Here is a 17770-nt window from a genome sequence, read left to right on the forward strand (position 1 = left end):
ATAATCCTCCTAAAACTTTCTCTTACGAGCAGCCTCGGACTTTTTCTTGCGCTTTACGCTTGGCTTTTCATAATGCTTACGTTTCTTCACCTCAGCTAAAACACCATCTTTAGCGATGGAGCGTTTAAAGCGACGAAGTGCAGCATCAATAGTCTCGTTTTTGCGAACTTTAGTTTCAGACACCAGTTTTCCCTCCCTCCGACCAGACCGTCCAAGAGCATATAACACGGTTCATCAAACTTAATTATAGGTGAAAATTCGTTAGCGTGTCAACCTCTATACCAATATCGTTTAAAAACGTGTATTTTATGCGCTTCATCCACAAAATTTAACTGTGAGAATTGGAAATTCCAGTCAGCGCTCCAAGGCGAGCTCCGCCCAAAACATGATAGTGAAGATGATGCACCGTTTGTTCTCCGTCTTGTCCACAATTGTTGATCAATCGATAACCTGATTCGGCAATCCCAAGTTTGTTTGCTGCCTCCTGAGCAGCCTTATGGATTTCAGCAATTAAGCCGAAATCTTCTCCCTCCACTTCGTTCATAGAAGCGATATGCTTTTTCGGAATAACGAGAACGTGTACAGGAGCTGCCGGCTGAATATCATGGAAAACCACTACATGTTCATTCTCCAGCACTTTATTCGAAGGAATACTACCCTCTACAATTTTGCAAAATAAACAATCCATTTTCATTCCTCCCTTTCATATGAAAACCAAAATTATGTACAAGTTATCTTTATCATAACGGATTAAAGGACCATTCGCCAGTTGAGAGAAAATATAAAAAACGCCCTTTTTCATGAAGAAAAAGAAGCGTTTCTTATGATCCATTTATAATAATGGCAAAACAGACAATGCAGTTAAACCAACAAGCGGAAGCAGTAAGGGACTAAATCTTCTTCTGCCCGGATAATATCCACCGCCATAATAAGGATAGCCTCCGTAATGCGGGTAACCGCCGTGTCCACCAAATCCTCCAAACCCACGTGAATATTGAAAAGCGCGCGGATCTCCGCATGGTGGCGGAGGACATCCACAAGGTCCCCCTTGATAAGCATACATTGGAGTATGCATCTCACTCATATGCTCACTTCCGACAGGTACAGCAAGGCGCAGATGTTCTTCATCCACACTTTCAATGATTCCGTCATGCATGGAACCATCCTCCATCCAGACACATACATAGCGGTGCATATGATCGTGACACATTTTTTTGATTTCCGCTTTTTCCATTACTTTGTTCCTCCTCGGCTTCTAGGCTCATATCCCCAGCGTATTCAAGTCTCAGGAAATTGCCACAAGTTCAAGAAGATTTTATTTCATCGCACTTTTTGGAAGAACCATCAGGAGGAACAAGGGAAAAACAGTAACATTTCCAAGCAATCAAACAATGTTATGCTACTAGTTATAGCTGTTCCATCATGACTTTGGAGCCTCCGCCCGCGTCCTCTGCTGGAATGACAACTAGTTTTCGAGCAAGCCTTGCTCTCAGCTCCGGCACATGACTGATTACGCCTACTGCAAGCTGATCATTGTGCAGTTTTTCCAGTGAAGTAATAACCGTATCGAGAAGTTCAGGGTCCAGTGTTCCGAATCCTTCATCCAGGAAGAAAAATTGAAGAGGATACTGGCCACGGAGCTGAATTTGTGCAGACAACGCAAGTGCAAGGGACAACGAGGTCAAGAATGTTTCTCCTCCTGACAGCGTAGACACCGGTCTTTTCACACCCCCATTTGCATCATCCACAATAACAAATCCGCCCCCGGAATCCACCTCAAGCGCATATCGTTGCTTCGTCAGATAGCGGAGACGAGCAGAAGCGGATCTGCTGACCTGCATCAACTGTTCTTCCGCAATGTACTCAACAAACGTATTCCCTCTGAATACCGATTGAAGCTTAGATAACTGTTCGGCGTACAAAGCGAGTTCACTCCGTTTGCCATCCAGTTCCATCCAGCGTTCATGACGGCGGGTGATGTCTTCCAAATCACGTTCGGCTCTCGCTTTGATGCGCATTGCCTCTTCGTCCTGTGCTTTCAGAGTACGTAGCCGCTGACTCGTATGCTGCCATTCTTCCTCTGTAACGACTGTTCCCTGAAGCTTTTCGTCCAAATCTTTTATCCGTAGCTTAACCTCTTTTTCTTTGTTGCGATATTCCGTTACTGTAAGTTCTGTTCTCGCAACAGATGCAGGGTCCATGTAGGCTCTTCTAATCTCCTCATCCGAGTCAAACGGAGACTTCGCCCGCTCTGATTCATACCGTGAAGTAATGCTAGTATGCTGCTCTTCAGCAGATTCCAAAGATTGTTTGGCTAAAACGGCTTGCTTTTCTGCTTCCTGCTTATACTCCTCGGCTTCTTTTAGGGCAAGCTTCGCTGCTTTTGCTTCTTCCCGGATCTGCGTCAGCTTCAGAGTTGCTTCTTTCAGCAAAACCTCTGCCCGATCTTCTCCTACCCAAGCACGAAGACGATTCACTTTCTCTTGCAGCAGCTCCTCTTTGCCTGAACGTTCCGTATCCAGCTGGGTACGGCGCTTGTCAATAACCGATAGTTGCTGCTGGAAGTCTGTGATGGCACTTGCCTTCTCTTCTAGAAAAGTTACGCTCCGCTGGAGCCGTTCTTTCAGGTCTTCGGCAAGTGTGTCACGCTCTTGGAGCGACTCGTATTTGACTGTCGCCTCCTCCGGTGATATGCCGGGCAGTTCCTCGGCCCAGCTGGCGCGCAGCGCCTCCACCTCAGCAAGGAGCGCGGTAACGCGCGCCTGTGCCTCCGCGTGCTGTTTCACGCACGCGTCGTGGTTTGCGGCAGCCAGCATCTGGCGCTGCCGCACCTCAGCTGCACGCGTGGTAAGCTGTGCAGCTTCCTCGCGCAGCGGGGCAAGAGAGGCGGCTAGGTGTGCGGCCGCCTCTCCCAGGGCACGGGTGCCTTCCGCGTAAGCGCGAACCCGTGCCTCTGCCGTCATGCCAGGCGCAGCAGCAGAGGCCATGCTCTTCGCAGGCGCGGCTTCCGCCTGTGACAGCGCCGCGGCCTGCGGACCGGCTGCAGGGCTGTGCTGCGTAAGCTCGGCGCGCAGCTCATGCAGCTGCTGGCGTAAACCGAGTCGCAGCTCGGCAAGCTCGGTACGCAGCGCCCGCAGCTGCTCCAAATCTTCCTCACGGGCACTATTCGGCTCGTGAGCATGTCCTTGCGGGTTCGGGTGATGTACCGACCCGCATACTGGGCACGACTTCCCTTCGATGAGCTCCGCAGCAAGTCGTGTAGATAATCGTTGCAGCTCTTCTTCCTTGAGCACTGCTCGCAGGCGTGCCTCCTCCTGTTCCATGGAGACGATCTCAGAGCCCGCATACGCTTCACTACGGCTAAGCTCAGTAACAGCTGAACTCAGTTCTGATCCTAGCTGCTGCTGGGCCACAAGAAGCTCTGTGGCTTCCTTTTCGACTGTTAGATGCTGCCGCGCTGCTTGTTGTACTTCAGCCTGTGTCTTCTGCTCTGAATGCTGCGCTTCCTTCAATTTATCCATAGCGGTATCCAGACGATGTTTCCGCGAAATGGCATCCAGCAGTTCGCGTCTTTCCCCAGACTTCACTTCACACCCAGATAGCTGCTCTTGAAGATCCTTACGTCTGATCAGAGCTCTCGCATGAAGATCTTGTTCCTTCAGCAGAAGCTCATGGGTGTTCCGGTAAGTGTTCTCTTCCGTCTCTCGTTGCTGTACAAGTTTCTGTACCTCAACTACGAGCTGATCCGTCTCCTTCTCAAGCTCCCGCGCCTGCTCCAATTGTTCAAGACGTACGAGGAGCTTCGGTTCTTCATCTGAGAGAATACGCTCTTTCTCTTGTTCTATCAAAGCACATTGCTGCGTTGTTTTTTCCCTTTGCGTTAACTGTACTTCTGCTGATTGGGCAGCCAAACATCTTCTCGAAAGCTCTTCCTTCGCTTTACTCTGTTCTTCAAGCATAGGAACAAAGGTGCTTGCAAGCGTAGAACGTTCCAATTGCTGCTCAAGTCGTATGATTTCATCCTGCTGCTGTGCCATCATTTCGAGTTGCTGACTGAATTTGTTATGCTCCGAGATCAGTTCTCTCATCTTAGCCATGCCTTCAGCAGCGATTGTTACCTTCTCAAGTAAGGCTCGTACCTCCTGAGCCTCTTTCATGGCTTGCTCCAGCTGTAGCTCGGCTTCCTTCAAAGCTTCCTCACTAGCGAGTCCAAGCCCCTGTTGTTCTGCTTCAATCGCTTTTAGAGCACTGTCATTTTCTTTTACCTTACGGCTTAATTTTATCGCCAGCTGATCCCCGTATTTCTCCAAATGAAACAAACGTTGCAGCATTTGTCTGCGCTCTGTACCTTTTAGGGACAAAAACTCTGCAAACTTGCCTTGCGGCAAAACAACCGCCCTAGTAAAATCATCCATCTTGAGACCAATCATGTCCTCAACTGCACGATTCACCTCTGCGAGTTTGTCAGCAAGGACCTGCTCTCCCTCTTCTGTCACCGCAATAAAACGACTTACAGAATTACTAACGGATACTTCACCCGTACGCTTAAACCGACGTTCGACGCGATACGTGTGTGTCCCTTTCTCAGACTGGAGCTCAAAAGTAAAGGACACAAACAAGCTGTCCTCAGCCTGATTCATAATTCCCTGCGTTCCGTTCACGGCCCGTTCTACTTTGCCGTACATCGCAAGGGTGATCGCATCCAGAATCGTTGATTTCCCGCTTCCAGTTGGTCCAAAAATCCCGAACAATCCCGTTTCCGTTAGCGTCCTGAAATCAATCTCCTGCACTTCCCGGTAACTTTGTAAACCGGACAATTTAAGTTTGACAGGCCTCATTCAGAATCACTCCCTTCACCAGTATGATTGTCCTCTTCGTTAACCAGTTCCAGAAATAACTTCACGAGCTGATCATCCGGAACCGCACCGCCTGTCTGCCGTTGATAGAATCTTCGGAACACTTCGTGCACCGGTAGTTCTGACCTTGCCGAGCTAACTTCTGCCGCAATCGTCTCAGGATAGACGGGACGAATATGAATGATTCCTTCCCTGCTTTTACGAAGTTTCTGAATCTCAGCAATCGACATTGCTTCTTCAAGTGAAATCTCCAGGTCAATATACGCAGCCACGTCACGTTCTTCTTCAAGCCAGCGATAAACTTCCGAGAGACCCCCTCGGGCTTTCCAACGCACCAGAGGTCTTCCGCTGCTTAAATAAACTTCATTCGCCACAGCCGGTTGCCCTGGAACAACATCAACCATGACTACGGACTTGGTCTGACCCGACTCCGAGAAACTGTAAGACAATGGTGATCCACTATAGCGGATCATCCCATCCCCTTTGACATGCTGTGGCCTATGCAGATGTCCAAGTGCTGTATACTGCGCACCAATTGCGAGTGCAGAAGGATCTACCGTATAAGCACCTCCGACTTGGATTGGTCTCTCTGAATCGCTCTCAAGCCCTCCAAGCACGTAGATATGCCCCATAGATAGGTTCACCGTATCCGGCCCGAATGAACGGCCTAGATGTCTCATGAGCTGTCCTACCCGCTCACTGTAAGCAAGTCGCATCCCCTGTTCCTCGCCATCCTCTGTGAACAGTTCATTAAGCCTAGACTCCGATGGATAGGGAAGGGCAGCAATTTTGGCAATTTCCCCTGTTCTTGCTGCGTGAACCGTTACAATTTCGGAGGTAGGAAGTCCGACAAGGGTGATGCCGCGTCCATTCACCAAAGGAGAGACCGAGGCAACCCTCTCTGGCTGATCGTGGTTCCCTGCAATAACAACCAGCGGTCTTCCGGCAGAGGTCAGCCGGGCAACTGCCTCATAGAACAGCTGCTCCGCAGCGGCTGAAGGGTTCACTGAATCATACACGTCACCCGCCATGAGAATTGCATCAGCTTTCTCCTCATCAGCAATGCGGACCAGCTCGTCCACAAATTGCTCCTGCTCTTTTAATCGACTGCGGCCTTCCAGCGTTTTGCCGAAATGCCAATCTCCCGTATGCAATATTCGCATTTGTTATTCACTCCTTTTGCCCCGCTTTCCTAGAGCTTAACCGCCGTGTCCGCATCAAAGAAATAAAGCCATTTTTCATCAATTTCATATCCTAATATGTCATGCAGTGCTCTCGCATAGAGATCAAGCTGAAACTGATAACCCTTTGCTAGTGTTTCAATGCCGCCTCTGTGTTCAAGCACTTTATCTGTTTTGTAATCTAGCAGAATTCGTTTCCCGTTCACTTCAAAAAGACAATCTACAATCCCTTGAATAAGGACTGTCTCCTCGTGGAGTATGCTGGATTCCATCCGTCCCTCTTCCTCAAGAACGTCCGCAGAATGAAAATCAAGCAACGTTTCGTCCGCAGGAAGCCCATAGCTAAATGGCATTTCTCTTCTTACCCAACCTGTTTTTTCGGCCTCAGCGAGCGCTATACCTGGTTCACTTTCAAAAAATCTAGCAATTTGGACTGCGTCAATCGCTTCTGCCTGATAGGGAAGCAAAATATGACGTTCTACTAAACTCGCAAGCGTATCCTGAACCATACTAACGGTCAAACCAGCTTCAGCAGGTACATGCTGCATCACGGTATGATATACGGTCCCTCGCTCGGTTCCCGTTATAGTAGATTCCTCCATAAACTTCGGCCTCCGCAGATGTAAGGTGAATTCATCATCTACAGCCAATCTTCCCTGTTCTTCTTGAAATGCCTTCTGCTCAAGCAAACCAAGCGGAGGATGTTCCTGCATGGCAAGCAGTGCCTTCATTTCAGTAACCGACGTACTGGCTGCTGTTTGTGCACTTGCCATATAGGGATATGACCAGCTAAGTACCCCATCAATCTCGGTTTTAATGGAATCATCTTCTTGAGTCGAAGGTGTCTGTACTCGTTGCATATCCATCAGAGCCTTTGTGAAATATTGCCTGTCTTCATTCACCTCATCACTTACTTCGCTAACAGCAAAATTCAGAGAAGAGACGGACTCTCCAGATAATACGGAAATACGCCATCTTGATTGATCTTGGCTGAACGAATCAGATGAACTTGAACTCATGTCTTCTTCGTCTCCAAGGCTCGCAAGCGCCCGAAGATGCCATGCATCCGGGTGTCTGAACAAAGCCGGTCCGACCCAGTCCAAATAACTTCGACCTGAAGCTAGAAGTGTTTCTGGAAGGAGCAGGGCATGATGATTTTTAATCTGTGACCAGTTCATTGCTTTTTGCACTACATCTTTCACAGTACCTATTAATATCATCTTTTCCTTTGGACGCGTCAGTGCAACGTATAACACTCGCATCTCTTCGGCCAGTAGCTCGGCATGAGCTCGTCTGCGAATGGCAAGACTCGCGAGCGTAGGGTAACTGACACGGTTCTCTTCATCTACAAACCTTGGTCCAAAACCAAGCTCCTTATGCATCATAAAAGGTGCATTCAAATCCTGCTGATTGAACATTTTAGACATCCCCGCAACAAACACAATCGGGAATTCCAGTCCCTTACTGCGGTGAATAGTCATAATGCGAACCGAGCCTTCCGTATCGGCAGCAATGCCTACAGCTCCAAGATCTCCCCCGTTATCTCGGAGTCTCGCAATAAAAGTGAGAAAACGGAACAATCCGCGATTCGCAGTGGAGTTTTCATATTGTTTGGCGCGATCATACAGTGCCTTTAAATTTCGGCTGCGCTGTACTCCGCCTGGAAGTCCACTTACCCAATCCAAATATCCGGTATCCCGGTAAATACGCCAGATGAGTTCGCTTAAACTGCCTCGTCTTGCCTCACTTCTCCACTCCTCAAGCAGATCAGAAAATGCACTTAATTTGCGAAGAAGATTTGCCTTAAACTCCAAGGTACCCGGTGCATCCGTATGCTCGTCTGAAGTTACGCCGTCGTGAAGTGTAATTCCACCGAGCTCCATCACTTCCATTGTCGCGCTAGCTTCCCTCAGCCCAAGTTCAAGTGCCATCTGTGCCTCGAACTGTTCTGCATCTTGATCGATATTGGAAACACCACTCGGCTTAGTCACCTGATCTGTTTCCATTCTCGAATCTTCGATGGTTTTACGCATAGCATCGTAAAAAGAAAGTTGTTTGCCTGCAAGTCTGATTACAGCAAGTTCCTCTTCATCCAAACCTACAATAGGTGAACGAAGTACAGATGCAAGTGGTATATCCTGCTGAGGATTATCAACTACTTGCAATAAGGAGAGCATAATTTCAATTTCTGTAGCTTGGAAAAAGCCTTTATTTTGATCACCTATAACCGGTATTCCTTCCCGCTTGAGTTGTTCCATAATAAGCGGTGTCCACAGCTGGGCAGATCGCAGAAGAATGACAATATCGCCATATCTTGCAGGTCTCATCTCTTTCGTGTTTTTATCATAAACCGGAAGCGGTGTACCGGTATTGCCTACCATTTCGTGAATACGGGAAGCAATGACTCTAGCTTCGAGCTCTGCGGTCTCCATCTCAAGTTGTTCCATCTCTTCACTCGCAGCCCCATCTTCACCTTCCGCTTCTGCCTGTTCGGGTGTTCCCGCTCCTGCACGATCGATTAGTACAAGTTCGGGTGTATATCGTCCGTCCTCCGGTATTTCCGGGAAAGATGCGCCATATGATAATGCTGCTGCATCATCATATTCAATTTCAGCCACACCTGCGTTCATGATCTGTCTAAACAGCATGTTCACAGCATCAACCACTTCGAGTCGGCTTCGGAAATTCCGTGCCAAATCGATACGGAGACCTTCCCCTTCACCCTCCGCATCATAACGGCGATATTTATCTAAGAAAAGTCCTGGCTCCGCTAGGCGAAAACGGTAAATACTCTGCTTTACATCTCCTACCATAAACCGATTCCCCGGTCCTTTACGTGAGATCAGACTCACAATATCTTCCTGGACCGTATTGGTATCCTGATATTCATCAAGTAACACTTCATCAAACTGCTGTTGATATTCGATTGCTGCATCGGATGGAAGCGACTTTTCAGGCGTAGAGTCGGAGTGACGTAAAATATGGAGCGCATAATGTTCCAAATCACTGAAATCGACAACGCCCCTCGCTTTCTTCTCTTCGGCAAAAATATCGGCAAATCGGTTCACAACCGAAGACAGTTCTTCCATAAGAGGAGCTGCCTTTTGCATTTCCTCCAAAAACTGTTCAGGTGCACGGCCAAACATTGCCGTTTTCAGTTCCGTTACCGTCTTCTTCGCAGCTTCCCTTCGTTCCTTCGCTCTCTCCTGAAGTGCTGGATCAGCCTGTCCTTTGCGAACCGCCTTCAACTTGCCGAACTGAGACTGATGAAAAATATCGTAAAGTTCATCCCAAGCTCCACTTTTCACTCTAGTAAGGAGCTCCTGCACCATCTCCAGATCACTACTGAACGTTTCTGCATAAGCAGCCGGTCCCTCTGGTTCTTTAGCGATATCGAGTGCCTGCTCAAGCAAGCGTACGGCTCCGCCAAGAGCCAGTTCCGCATCACGCATAATGCTTTTGACCCAAGCCGACTGACTAAGCTCCTCTACGGAATTCACGCGGAAAGAAGCAGCCATCTCATCAAGCCAGTAAGACGGCCATGAATGACTTCGAGAAAAATCGTATAATTTTTGCACAAGCCGGTACATGGCATCATCGTTACGTTCTCCGCTAAACCAGTCCACAAGTCTGCGGAACGTACTTCCTTCGCCTTCTTCACTGTACTTCTGTTCAAACAGATCCATTAAAAGTTCCTGCCGCATAAGTTCAGCTTCATATTCGTTCAGAATACGAAAACCAGGGTCCAGCGGAATCTGCTGATAATACCTACGAATAATCTCCATACAGAATGAATGGAGGGTCGTAATGGAAGCACGCCCAAGAAGACTAAGTTGACGCCTTAAGTGGTCACTTTCCGGCTGCTCCTCAAGCGCAGTTTCCAGTGCATCCCGAATTCGTTCACGCATCTCGGAAGCCGCCGCCTTCGTAAAAGTAGCTACCAAGAGACGATCCACACTGAATCCTGCGTTCTCATCTGAAATTTTACGAATAATCCGCTCGACAAGGACAGCGGTTTTCCCTGAGCCAGCAGCCGCGGCCACAAGCATGTCTTCTCCAGCGGAAGCAATGGCCTTCCACTGATCATCACTCCAAAAGCTTCCTTCCGGTTTAGGAATACTTCTCATTCCGCTCCTCCCCCTTCATGCTGAAATAAATCCCACGCCTGCTGCTTGGCAGGCTTCCGAATGAGATGAAATTCGTTCCCTGGCAGTCCTTCGTCAAACTGGCATACCGATTTAAACGGACAAAATGTACAAGCCGTCTCCTGCTGCATCCGGAAAGGTTCAATCGCAACCTCTCCTTCGGTAATTCTCGTTCCAATCTCCTGAATTGTATTTCGAACCGAACCGAGCAAAACTCCCCACTGCTCCTCCGTCGCTACGGATGCACTGCTATAGAAACCTCCATCAGCCTTAACGGCAACGGGAAGAATAGATGAGTATCCTTTATCCAGGGTGTTATCCATCTTCGCTACTACATCACGGTCGGCAAGCAGCAACCCTTTCATTTTGAAGCGTTTCAACAGCTCTTGTTCCGCCTGATCTTGTGCCATAGCGTTAGCCGAGGGCAAGAGAGGATTATGCACATGAAAATACAATACTCCGGCAGGCTGAGCTTCTGTACCGATCCACTCCTCTGCATAGGTCAGCAGCACATCAAGATAGGTGAGCATTTGCAGCGACAATCCATAAAACACTTCGTGTAGCTTAAGATCCGTTTGGCTCGATTTATAGTCAATGACTCGAAGTAAAATATCTCCGTGTTCTCCTTCTGCCACATCCACCCGGTCAATCCGGCCGACAATCTCCATCACAACTCCACTTGCGAGTTCAAACGTAAGCGAAGGTAGCGGTTTATCCGGGCCAAAATCCAGTTCAAGCGCAAGCGGTTCAAAGTTTCCACGTCTAGACTGTTCTCCTAAAATGACTGAGGCGCGACTGACAATGTTTTTCAGCTTCCTAAAAATGTAACCATACCGCGCAGAGCTTAGCAAAATCTCGCCTTGCAGCTGTGGTGCAAGTACATCGACCGTAGCTTCTGCCTCTTGTACGCATTCTTCTTTGGTCAGCGAAGCCCAGTTGCGGTTATGTTCCTTAAGCCGGCTTGCCATCTTGCTTAGCGCAGCATGAAACAGTTGTCCTATATCTGGTGCTTTCAGACGGTACACCTGACGTTCCCTTAGCTTTAACCCATGGGATGCAAAGTGAGAAAATGGACACATCGCAAACCGTTCCATACGAGATACACTGGTCTTCAGTTTGTTTCCATACAGCTTCCGGCTAGTCGCCTCGGTTAGAGATCTTGTCCGGTTCTCATAGAAAACAGATCCGAGCATTCGTTCAAGTCTTACATGTAGTTCGGGCTGGTTTACGTACCAGTTATATACCTCCCACCAAGGTTCAGGAATATTGTTCCCTCTGCGCCATTCCCGAAGCTGGCTGATCAGATGAGCCATTGTTTTATCCGGATGTGTCAGGTACGCCTTGTGGTGTTCCCATGAGTCCAGAGCAGCCGGTTCGTCTAGCAGCAACTTCTCTTTGAGACCCGGAAACATACGCTTCATATATCGAATCATCTCCGAAGGATGCAAAGCTTTACCATCTTCATCACTCAGTGGATAACTAATCCAAAGTTTACGACTTGGCTGTGTAAAAGCAGTGTAGATAAGAAACCGTTCATCTTGCATTTTGCGGTTCAGATCTGGTCCTAGCTGTAGTCCATATTCCGTAAGGGCTGCCCGTTCTGTTTCGGTAAGCACCCCATCCTCGGTTTGTATCTGCGGAAGTACGCCGTCTAGAGCTCCAAGGATAAAAACATGACTCACACTGCCTGTTCTAGATCTATCCATTGAACCTACCAGCACTTGATCAAGTGCTGCTGGCACTAGTCCCAGTTTCAGCTCTGAAAGACCCGTCTCCATAATTCCAGCAAAAAGCTCTGCGTCCATTCTTTCATCGCCCATCATCTCTACGACTTGATCCAGCAACTCAAGAACAGCTCCCCACATTCCGCGGTGTTCTCTAGCTTTTTCCGGTTTTCCTGCTTGCAGAGCTTCACTGCTTAGAGCATCCAGCTTGTTCGCAATCCCAGCGTCCTGTAAAAGCAAAAATAAAGCAGTACAGAACTCTCTTGCTGTTTTCGCTTTTTTGACTCTTTTCTCAAAAGCAAATAGCGGTGTTGTGATGATCTCACGACACGTTTCAAGCATCCGAATGGATTGTTGGCTTGCTTCCTCACGCTGAGCCCCTGCTCCCTCTTCTTCTTCCAGAGACAAGCTTGGTGCTGCCTTCCACGGTTTCCCATCCGTCCAGCGATAACCTGAAATGCCGCTTGCCAGCACATAGTTCTCGAGCAGATCCATATGATAACGACGGACTGAGCCGTCCAGCGGAAGAAGGAGATCTGTTTTGACAGCACGGAATACGTCCTCATACCGCCATCGGTGGCGAACAATATCCATAGCAGATCTTAGAAACTCTGCAAGTGGATGATGAAGTTCATCTCTCCGTTTGTCGTGAAAGTACGGCACCTCGTAATCCTGGAACAGTGGTGATATCAAGTTCTCATAAGTATCCATATTCCGAACCAGAACTGCTATATCCCGATAACGAACATCTTCCTCGCGTACAAGACGTCTAATCTCTCTAAGCATCCCTTCCACTTCAACTCGACTGTTCGCAGCACTGTATAGCTCAACCCCTCCGTCATTATCCTCTTTGGACATCACACTCCGCTTCTCGAATCCAGATTCCAAATGAGCAAGTGCAGCAGAGGCGTAACGCGGAGAACGCTCAGGTGCAAGTACCGTTGTGCGAGTTGCTTCCCCAAGCTCAGAAGCGATCCCCTGCAGCTTGATGTAAGCAGACGCAGACTGATAGAACAGGTTAAGCTCCTGCGGCTGCTCTCCCTCTCCATAAGGACGGTCAAGTGTTAGTGCAACCGTAACAGACCTCGCATGAATAATGAGCTGCTTAATAACGGCAAGCTCCTGCGGGGTAAAGCTGCGGAACCCATCAATCCAAATATCTGCATCTTTAATATAATCCGATTCGGATAACTGCTCGGCAAGTTTCACCAGCGTATCCTCTTCATCCATATGAAAACGGGAAACTTCCGCTTCAAAATCACGATAGATCGTCGCGATATCATGTAATTTATGACGCAGAATAGCTCCCGCTCCCGGTAGCTGTTCCGCATTCTCCAACTCGTCTTTAATTGCCCGTTCAGGCGCTCCGTACCTTTTGAGTTCTGCATAGAGGTTACTCAGATGCCCGACAAACCCCATCTGACCACCGGATGCGGAGAAAATTTTCAGTTCGTCTTTGCGCCGCTGTACAATTTTGTACAAGAGCATTTTTTTCCCTTCAGGTCCGACAGGAACAAGCGCTGAACCGCTAGTCTCTTGCATCACACGATAACTGAGCCTGCGAAAATTAAGTACCTGTGCCCGAATAGATCCTTTGATCTCAGGGGAGCGAATCATCGTTGTTTCCGCCTGAAAGGAAGCTTGTTCCGGAACGATCAGAATCATCGGTTTCCCTCCGGGATTCTGACCGAGCTCATCCGTGATCTGCTTCATGATGGAGCTCGTTTTACCACTACCTGCGCGGCCTATGACCAAATGAAGCGGCATATGCTATCCCTCGCTTTCTCTCTTTTTATCGCAAAATATCAATCCATAATCTATGAAAACATCTATGAAAAAAGGGACTATCATTCCCATAAGTCCGCTTTACAATCTATTCTTTAGTATACCATACCTCAGCGAACAGGAACATGCGTTTGGTAATAGAAGCCAATGTGGAAACAGATACAGCTCTCTAATTTAGGTAGTAAAATGAAAGGCTGTAACAGAGTCATACCCATGATCTGTTACAGCCTTATTTCAAACACTAAATATCATCGTCCCAAACGTAGACGGAATATGAAAGTTGACCTTTTCCGTTGGACTCCATGCCTGGTACTCTCGAATTCCTTCTACATCCTCATCAATTCGATAGAAATTCACCTTCCAACGCAGTCCTTCTTGAAGTGGATGAATGAAATTTGATGCTGGAATACGAATAAAAGTAGTTACGTAGCCCTCGTTAGTCGTGTCGACAGAGGTAATTAGATCATTGAAGCACCAAGCTTTGTTCGTACCTGTAATCGTTTCTACACCATCATTCTCAATTAGAGCATCGAATACCACATTTCTTGGACTCACTTCGAGCTCCAAATAATGTGTCCCCTTGCCCTCCTCGTCGATAAAAAATTCAACGACATCTTGTTCATACAGCGGATCATCTCTTTTTGTATAATCAGATACTATGTTCTGATCCTCACATAAAAATCGTACATACAGATAGTCTTTGTTCCAGCAAACTCTAACCTCGGTAGACTCCTTCGGCGGTAAACCTGTGACTGTGTCGCATAATTGGAGCACTTCACAGCGATCCCAATCAATAGAGTTCCATCCTGCTTCTACTTGTTTACATAGATATACGTAATATTCTTTGTCCATCATAGGTTTTAATTTTCCACCTCAATTTCTGAATTGTAGTTTCTATTATTATTTCTCGCTTCTTTTTTTGTAAAAATATGTATTTATATATCTGCAATGATACACATAGTATGGGCGGTTTATCAATCATTCTGCTTCAATTTCTTCAATTTCACTTGTCGTACCTGTTTCTGGAGCAGACGGATAAAGCATGTAAAAAAACACCTGCCTTTCTCTTTTAAATCAAGAGTAGACAGATGCTTTTACCTAGGCCATTAGGTTATAAAAACGAAACCTTATTTCGAACGCACTTCAAAAATAGCAAATTTCAAATAATGTCCTTCTTCAACACCTAAAATTTGCGGATGATCTTTACCTGCTGCGCGCCATTCGAGTAAACGCAGGATTTTACCTGCATCTGCTGCTGCATCCTGAATAGTTTCCAGGAACAGATCCGGACGCATATGGTAAGAGCAGCTTGCCGTAACAAGATATCCACCTTCATTCACGAGCTTCATGCCGTGCAGATTGATGTCCTTGTAACCGCGGACAGCACCTTTCACTGCACTCCGTGTCTTAGCAAAAGCAGGAGGATCAAGTATAACAACATCCCAAGTGCGTCCACCACCAGCGGTCATTGCTTTGGAAGTATCGACTTTCTTATCTCCTTTGGCACGTTCCTCACGTTCTTCCAGTCCTTTGACCTGGTTTCTCAAATACTGGAATGCATCGTCTACAACGAACTCAACCCGGTCTTCAAAACCATTCAGCTTCACATTATCACGTGCACTCTCAATGGCATGTTCTGAGATATCGAGACAAGTGACCTGTTTTGCTCCATATTTGCAAGCGTTTAGTGTAAAGCTGCCCGTGTGTGAGAAACACTCGAGCACCGTAGCTCCATCCCAATAAGGGAAAGTGACCTCTTTGCCACTTTTATTAACGGGCACAAGACTCATTTCTCCGTCTTTTTCTACTTCTTGAAGGGAAATACCGCTTTTATTTCCCCAGCCTTTCATAAGCGGCTGAATAGCAGCTCTATTTTCGCGCTGATCAAAGAAATATCCGGTTTTCTGTCCTTGCTCAATATCAACTTTGATGAGCAGTCCATTTTCCGTCACCGTTACATGCCTTGGACATTCCCCGTAAAGAAGTCCTTTCACCTGATCCAGTCCTTCTAACTCTCTGACACCAACATCGCTGCGCTCATAGATGCCCACTGGCTTCACAACGTCAACCAATGCTTCCACGATAATGTCACGACATCTATCCATCCCTAGCGTTAGCAGCTGTACAACAAGTACATCTCCAAAACGGTCAACCGTAAGACCAGGTACAAAATCAGCTTCGCCATAGATTAAACGGTACGCATCTCCTCCGGTTACAAAACGCTCTCGGTGCTGTAAAGCCTGCTCAAATTTACGAACAAAAAATGCTTTGTCCATGGTCGTGATTGGCTCATAAGACACCACTCTTACCGTGATTTGCGAAGCTGGGTTGTAATAACCCGTCGCTAGATAACGGCCCTGATGATTTTTCACATCTACGAGTTCACCTGGTTCAGGCTGGCCCTCTACCGATTCAATTTCATTCTTAAAAATCCAGGGATGTCCCTGTTCAATACGTTTCTTACGACTTTTCGTAAGGACTACAGATGCCAAAATACGTACAACTCCTTTTTATAAATCATATCAAACGAGATCTCTGGGGTTTCGGGTGCTTGTCATGGTCGTCCTTCCTTACACATAAGATGGATAAAGAGACAAGTCATGCGAGAGAAGGTGATCATCCCCATGTTCAGATCTGTTGTGTTTCCACTCATTTATGGTCTTGTCCTGTTCTTCGCAGGCATGAAATTGATGGAAGCCTCACTCCACAAGGCAGGCGGACGTTCTCTTGCCTCCTCTTTGGAACGGGCAACATCAACCCCCCTCAAAGGCTTACTGTTTAGTACAGGTATTACAGCCTTGTTACAGAGCAGTTCTGCAGTAACTGTGCTAACCATCGGTTTAGTCAACGCAAGACTGCTCAGTTATGCACGGACACTGGGCATTATTCTCGGAAGCAATATAGGCACCTGTATTACTACAGAGTTGCTTAGCCTCCAGATTGGAAAATATGCCTTGCCGATGCTGCTATTCTTTGCAGGAGGATGGGCTTTCTTTGTGATGTTAGGAGAAACGAAATCAGGCCAGCGTGTGCTGTCTGGTTCTGCTGGGACCGTTCAGTACCTGTTTCTCGCAGGAGCCGGTTTTTCTCTTGTGATGTTAGGTATTTTCATCATGCAAAAAGTAGGACCGGCACTGGAACAAGGAGGGCTCTTCTCCTGGTTTATTCATCAAGCCAATCACAATGTTTGGTGGGGCGTGATTGCCGGTGCTTGCCTGACCGCTATTATACACAGCAGTGCAGCAGTCATCGGCATGGCCATTGGGCTTGCCAGTTCTGGTGTACTTCCTGTGGAAGTAGGTATCGCTATCGTGCTCGGTTCTAACGTTGGCACTTGTGTTACAGCGGTTCTGGCCGCCGCAGGAGGAAGCAGAGCCGGTCATTTCGTTGCCTGGTCCCATGTCATCTTAAATGTATCAGGAGCTCTGCTATTCATTCCACTTCTCCAGTTGCTGTACGAAGCATCTGCCTACTTTACAAGTGAGCCTGGAGCACAGATCGCACATGCCCAGACCATTTTCAATATCGTATGTTCCCTATTAGCCTTACCTCTCTGTTACCTTAAGATATGGGATCGATTAGAACACAAATAAATCAAAAGGTGCTCAGTACGCCAAAAAAGCAATCTACTCCACTTCAATACCTAGTTTTTGTAAAGCTTGTTTCAAAATGTTGTCGTTATTGTCATAACCATTCTGTTTTTGCTTCTCCCAAGCATCCAGCGGTTTATACCAAGCCACACCTTTAATCTCTTCTACCTGAGGCTGTAAATCACCGCCAAGTGCTTCCACGAGGTAATAGTGAACTTCTTTATCCACTGTCCCTAGGGCAGCATGCTCATACGTATATTTAATGACATCTACCGGTTCGATGATTTTACCAATAAGACCTGTTTCTTCTTGAATTTCACGTAGTGCAGTTTCTTCAATCGTCTCTCCGGGCTCCATTTTACCTTTAGCAAGTGAGATCTTTGTGTATCTGTCTACAATCAGTTGAATCTCAAGATCTTTTCCTGAATTTCGGTATACAACTCCACCAGCAGAAATTTCTTTGGTAGCCATAATATATAATACTCCTCT

At 47.2% G+C, this 17770-nt stretch carries 11 protein-coding genes; 1 reads left to right on the plus strand and 10 read right to left on the minus strand.

The window, feature by feature from the left end:
* Positions 1-9 precede the first annotated feature (9 nt).
* The 9 genes from rpsU to KFT32_RS02465 all read right to left on the minus strand — a co-directional run bounded on the left by rpsU (position 10) and on the right by KFT32_RS02465 (position 16183).
* The gene (rpsU, locus tag KFT32_RS02425; protein WP_005547957.1) at positions 10-183 is read right to left on the minus strand and encodes a 30S ribosomal protein S21; all 174 of its coding nucleotides are present in this window, start codon (positions 181-183) and stop codon (positions 10-12) included.
* Positions 184-328: 145 nt separating this feature from the next.
* Positions 329-688 (minus strand): histidine triad nucleotide-binding protein, encoded by a 360-nt coding sequence (locus KFT32_RS02430; RefSeq protein WP_211745493.1) that lies wholly within the window; start codon positions 686-688, stop codon positions 329-331.
* 144 nt (positions 689-832) lie between these two features.
* On the minus strand, positions 833-1234 hold the full coding sequence (locus KFT32_RS02435; RefSeq protein ID WP_211745494.1) for a hypothetical protein: 402 nt from the start codon (positions 1232-1234) through the stop codon (positions 833-835).
* 172 nt (positions 1235-1406) lie between these two features.
* Positions 1407-4838: an AAA family ATPase gene (locus KFT32_RS02440; protein ID WP_211745495.1), complete on the minus strand. Its 3432-nt coding sequence runs from the start codon at positions 4836-4838 to the stop codon at positions 1407-1409.
* Complete coding sequence (locus KFT32_RS02445; RefSeq protein ID WP_211745496.1) at positions 4835-6019, minus strand: exonuclease SbcCD subunit D; 1185 nt, start codon at positions 6017-6019, stop codon at positions 4835-4837. Before KFT32_RS02445 ends, KFT32_RS02440 begins: the two co-directional genes overlap by 4 nt.
* A gap of 29 nt (positions 6020-6048) precedes the next feature.
* Positions 6049-10164 carry a helicase-exonuclease AddAB subunit AddA gene (gene addA / locus KFT32_RS02450; protein WP_211745497.1) on the minus strand — a complete coding sequence of 1372 codons (4116 nt, stop codon included), beginning with the start codon at positions 10162-10164 and terminating at the stop codon, positions 6049-6051.
* A complete protein-coding gene (gene addB, locus KFT32_RS02455; RefSeq protein ID WP_211745498.1) occupies positions 10161-13673 on the minus strand; it encodes a helicase-exonuclease AddAB subunit AddB in 3513 nt (1170 codons plus the stop codon). The genes addA and addB overlap by 4 nt, the downstream gene beginning before the upstream one ends.
* A 252-nt stretch (positions 13674-13925) precedes the next feature.
* A complete protein-coding gene (locus tag KFT32_RS02460; protein WP_211745499.1) occupies positions 13926-14546 on the minus strand; it encodes a carbohydrate-binding family 9-like protein in 621 nt (206 codons plus the stop codon).
* A 272-nt stretch (positions 14547-14818) separates the two neighbouring features.
* A complete protein-coding gene (locus KFT32_RS02465) occupies positions 14819-16183 on the minus strand; it encodes a class I SAM-dependent rRNA methyltransferase (RefSeq protein WP_211745500.1) in 1365 nt (454 codons plus the stop codon).
* A gap of 132 nt (positions 16184-16315) precedes the next feature.
* Between KFT32_RS02465 and KFT32_RS02470 the strand changes: the two genes are divergently transcribed.
* Positions 16316-17284 carry a Na/Pi cotransporter family protein gene (locus KFT32_RS02470; RefSeq protein ID WP_211745501.1) on the plus strand — a complete coding sequence of 323 codons (969 nt, stop codon included), beginning with the start codon at positions 16316-16318 and terminating at the stop codon, positions 17282-17284.
* A 33-nt stretch (positions 17285-17317) separates the two neighbouring features.
* Here the strand turns inward: KFT32_RS02470 and KFT32_RS02475 are convergent, their stop codons facing one another.
* On the minus strand, positions 17318-17755 hold the full coding sequence (locus tag KFT32_RS02475; protein WP_211745594.1) for an NUDIX hydrolase: 438 nt from the start codon (positions 17753-17755) through the stop codon (positions 17318-17320).
* Positions 17756-17770: the final 15 nt, after the last annotated feature.

Source organism: Paenibacillus sp. Marseille-Q4541, assembly GCF_018310695.1.
GTDB lineage: Bacteria > Bacillota > Bacilli > Paenibacillales > Paenibacillaceae > Paenibacillus.

Coding starts and splice junctions, on each gene's coding strand:
- KFT32_RS02430 (WP_211745493.1), bottom strand. CDS start 688: ATGGATTGTTTATTTTGCAAAATTGTAGAGGGTAGTATTCCTTCGAAT.
- KFT32_RS02435 (WP_211745494.1), bottom strand. CDS start 1,234: ATGGAAAAAGCGGAAATCAAAAAAATGTGTCACGATCATATGCACCGC.
- KFT32_RS02440 (WP_211745495.1), bottom strand. CDS start 4,838: ATGAGGCCTGTCAAACTTAAATTGTCCGGTTTACAAAGTTACCGGGAA.
- KFT32_RS02445 (WP_211745496.1), bottom strand. CDS start 6,019: ATGCGAATATTGCATACGGGAGATTGGCATTTCGGCAAAACGCTGGAA.
- addA (WP_211745497.1), bottom strand. CDS start 10,164: ATGAGAAGTATTCCTAAACCGGAAGGAAGCTTTTGGAGTGATGATCAG.
- addB (WP_211745498.1), bottom strand. CDS start 13,673: ATGCCGCTTCATTTGGTCATAGGCCGCGCAGGTAGTGGTAAAACGAGC.
- KFT32_RS02460 (WP_211745499.1), bottom strand. CDS start 14,546: ATGATGGACAAAGAATATTACGTATATCTATGTAAACAAGTAGAAGCA.
- KFT32_RS02470 (WP_211745501.1), top strand. CDS start 16,316: ATGTTCAGATCTGTTGTGTTTCCACTCATTTATGGTCTTGTCCTGTTC.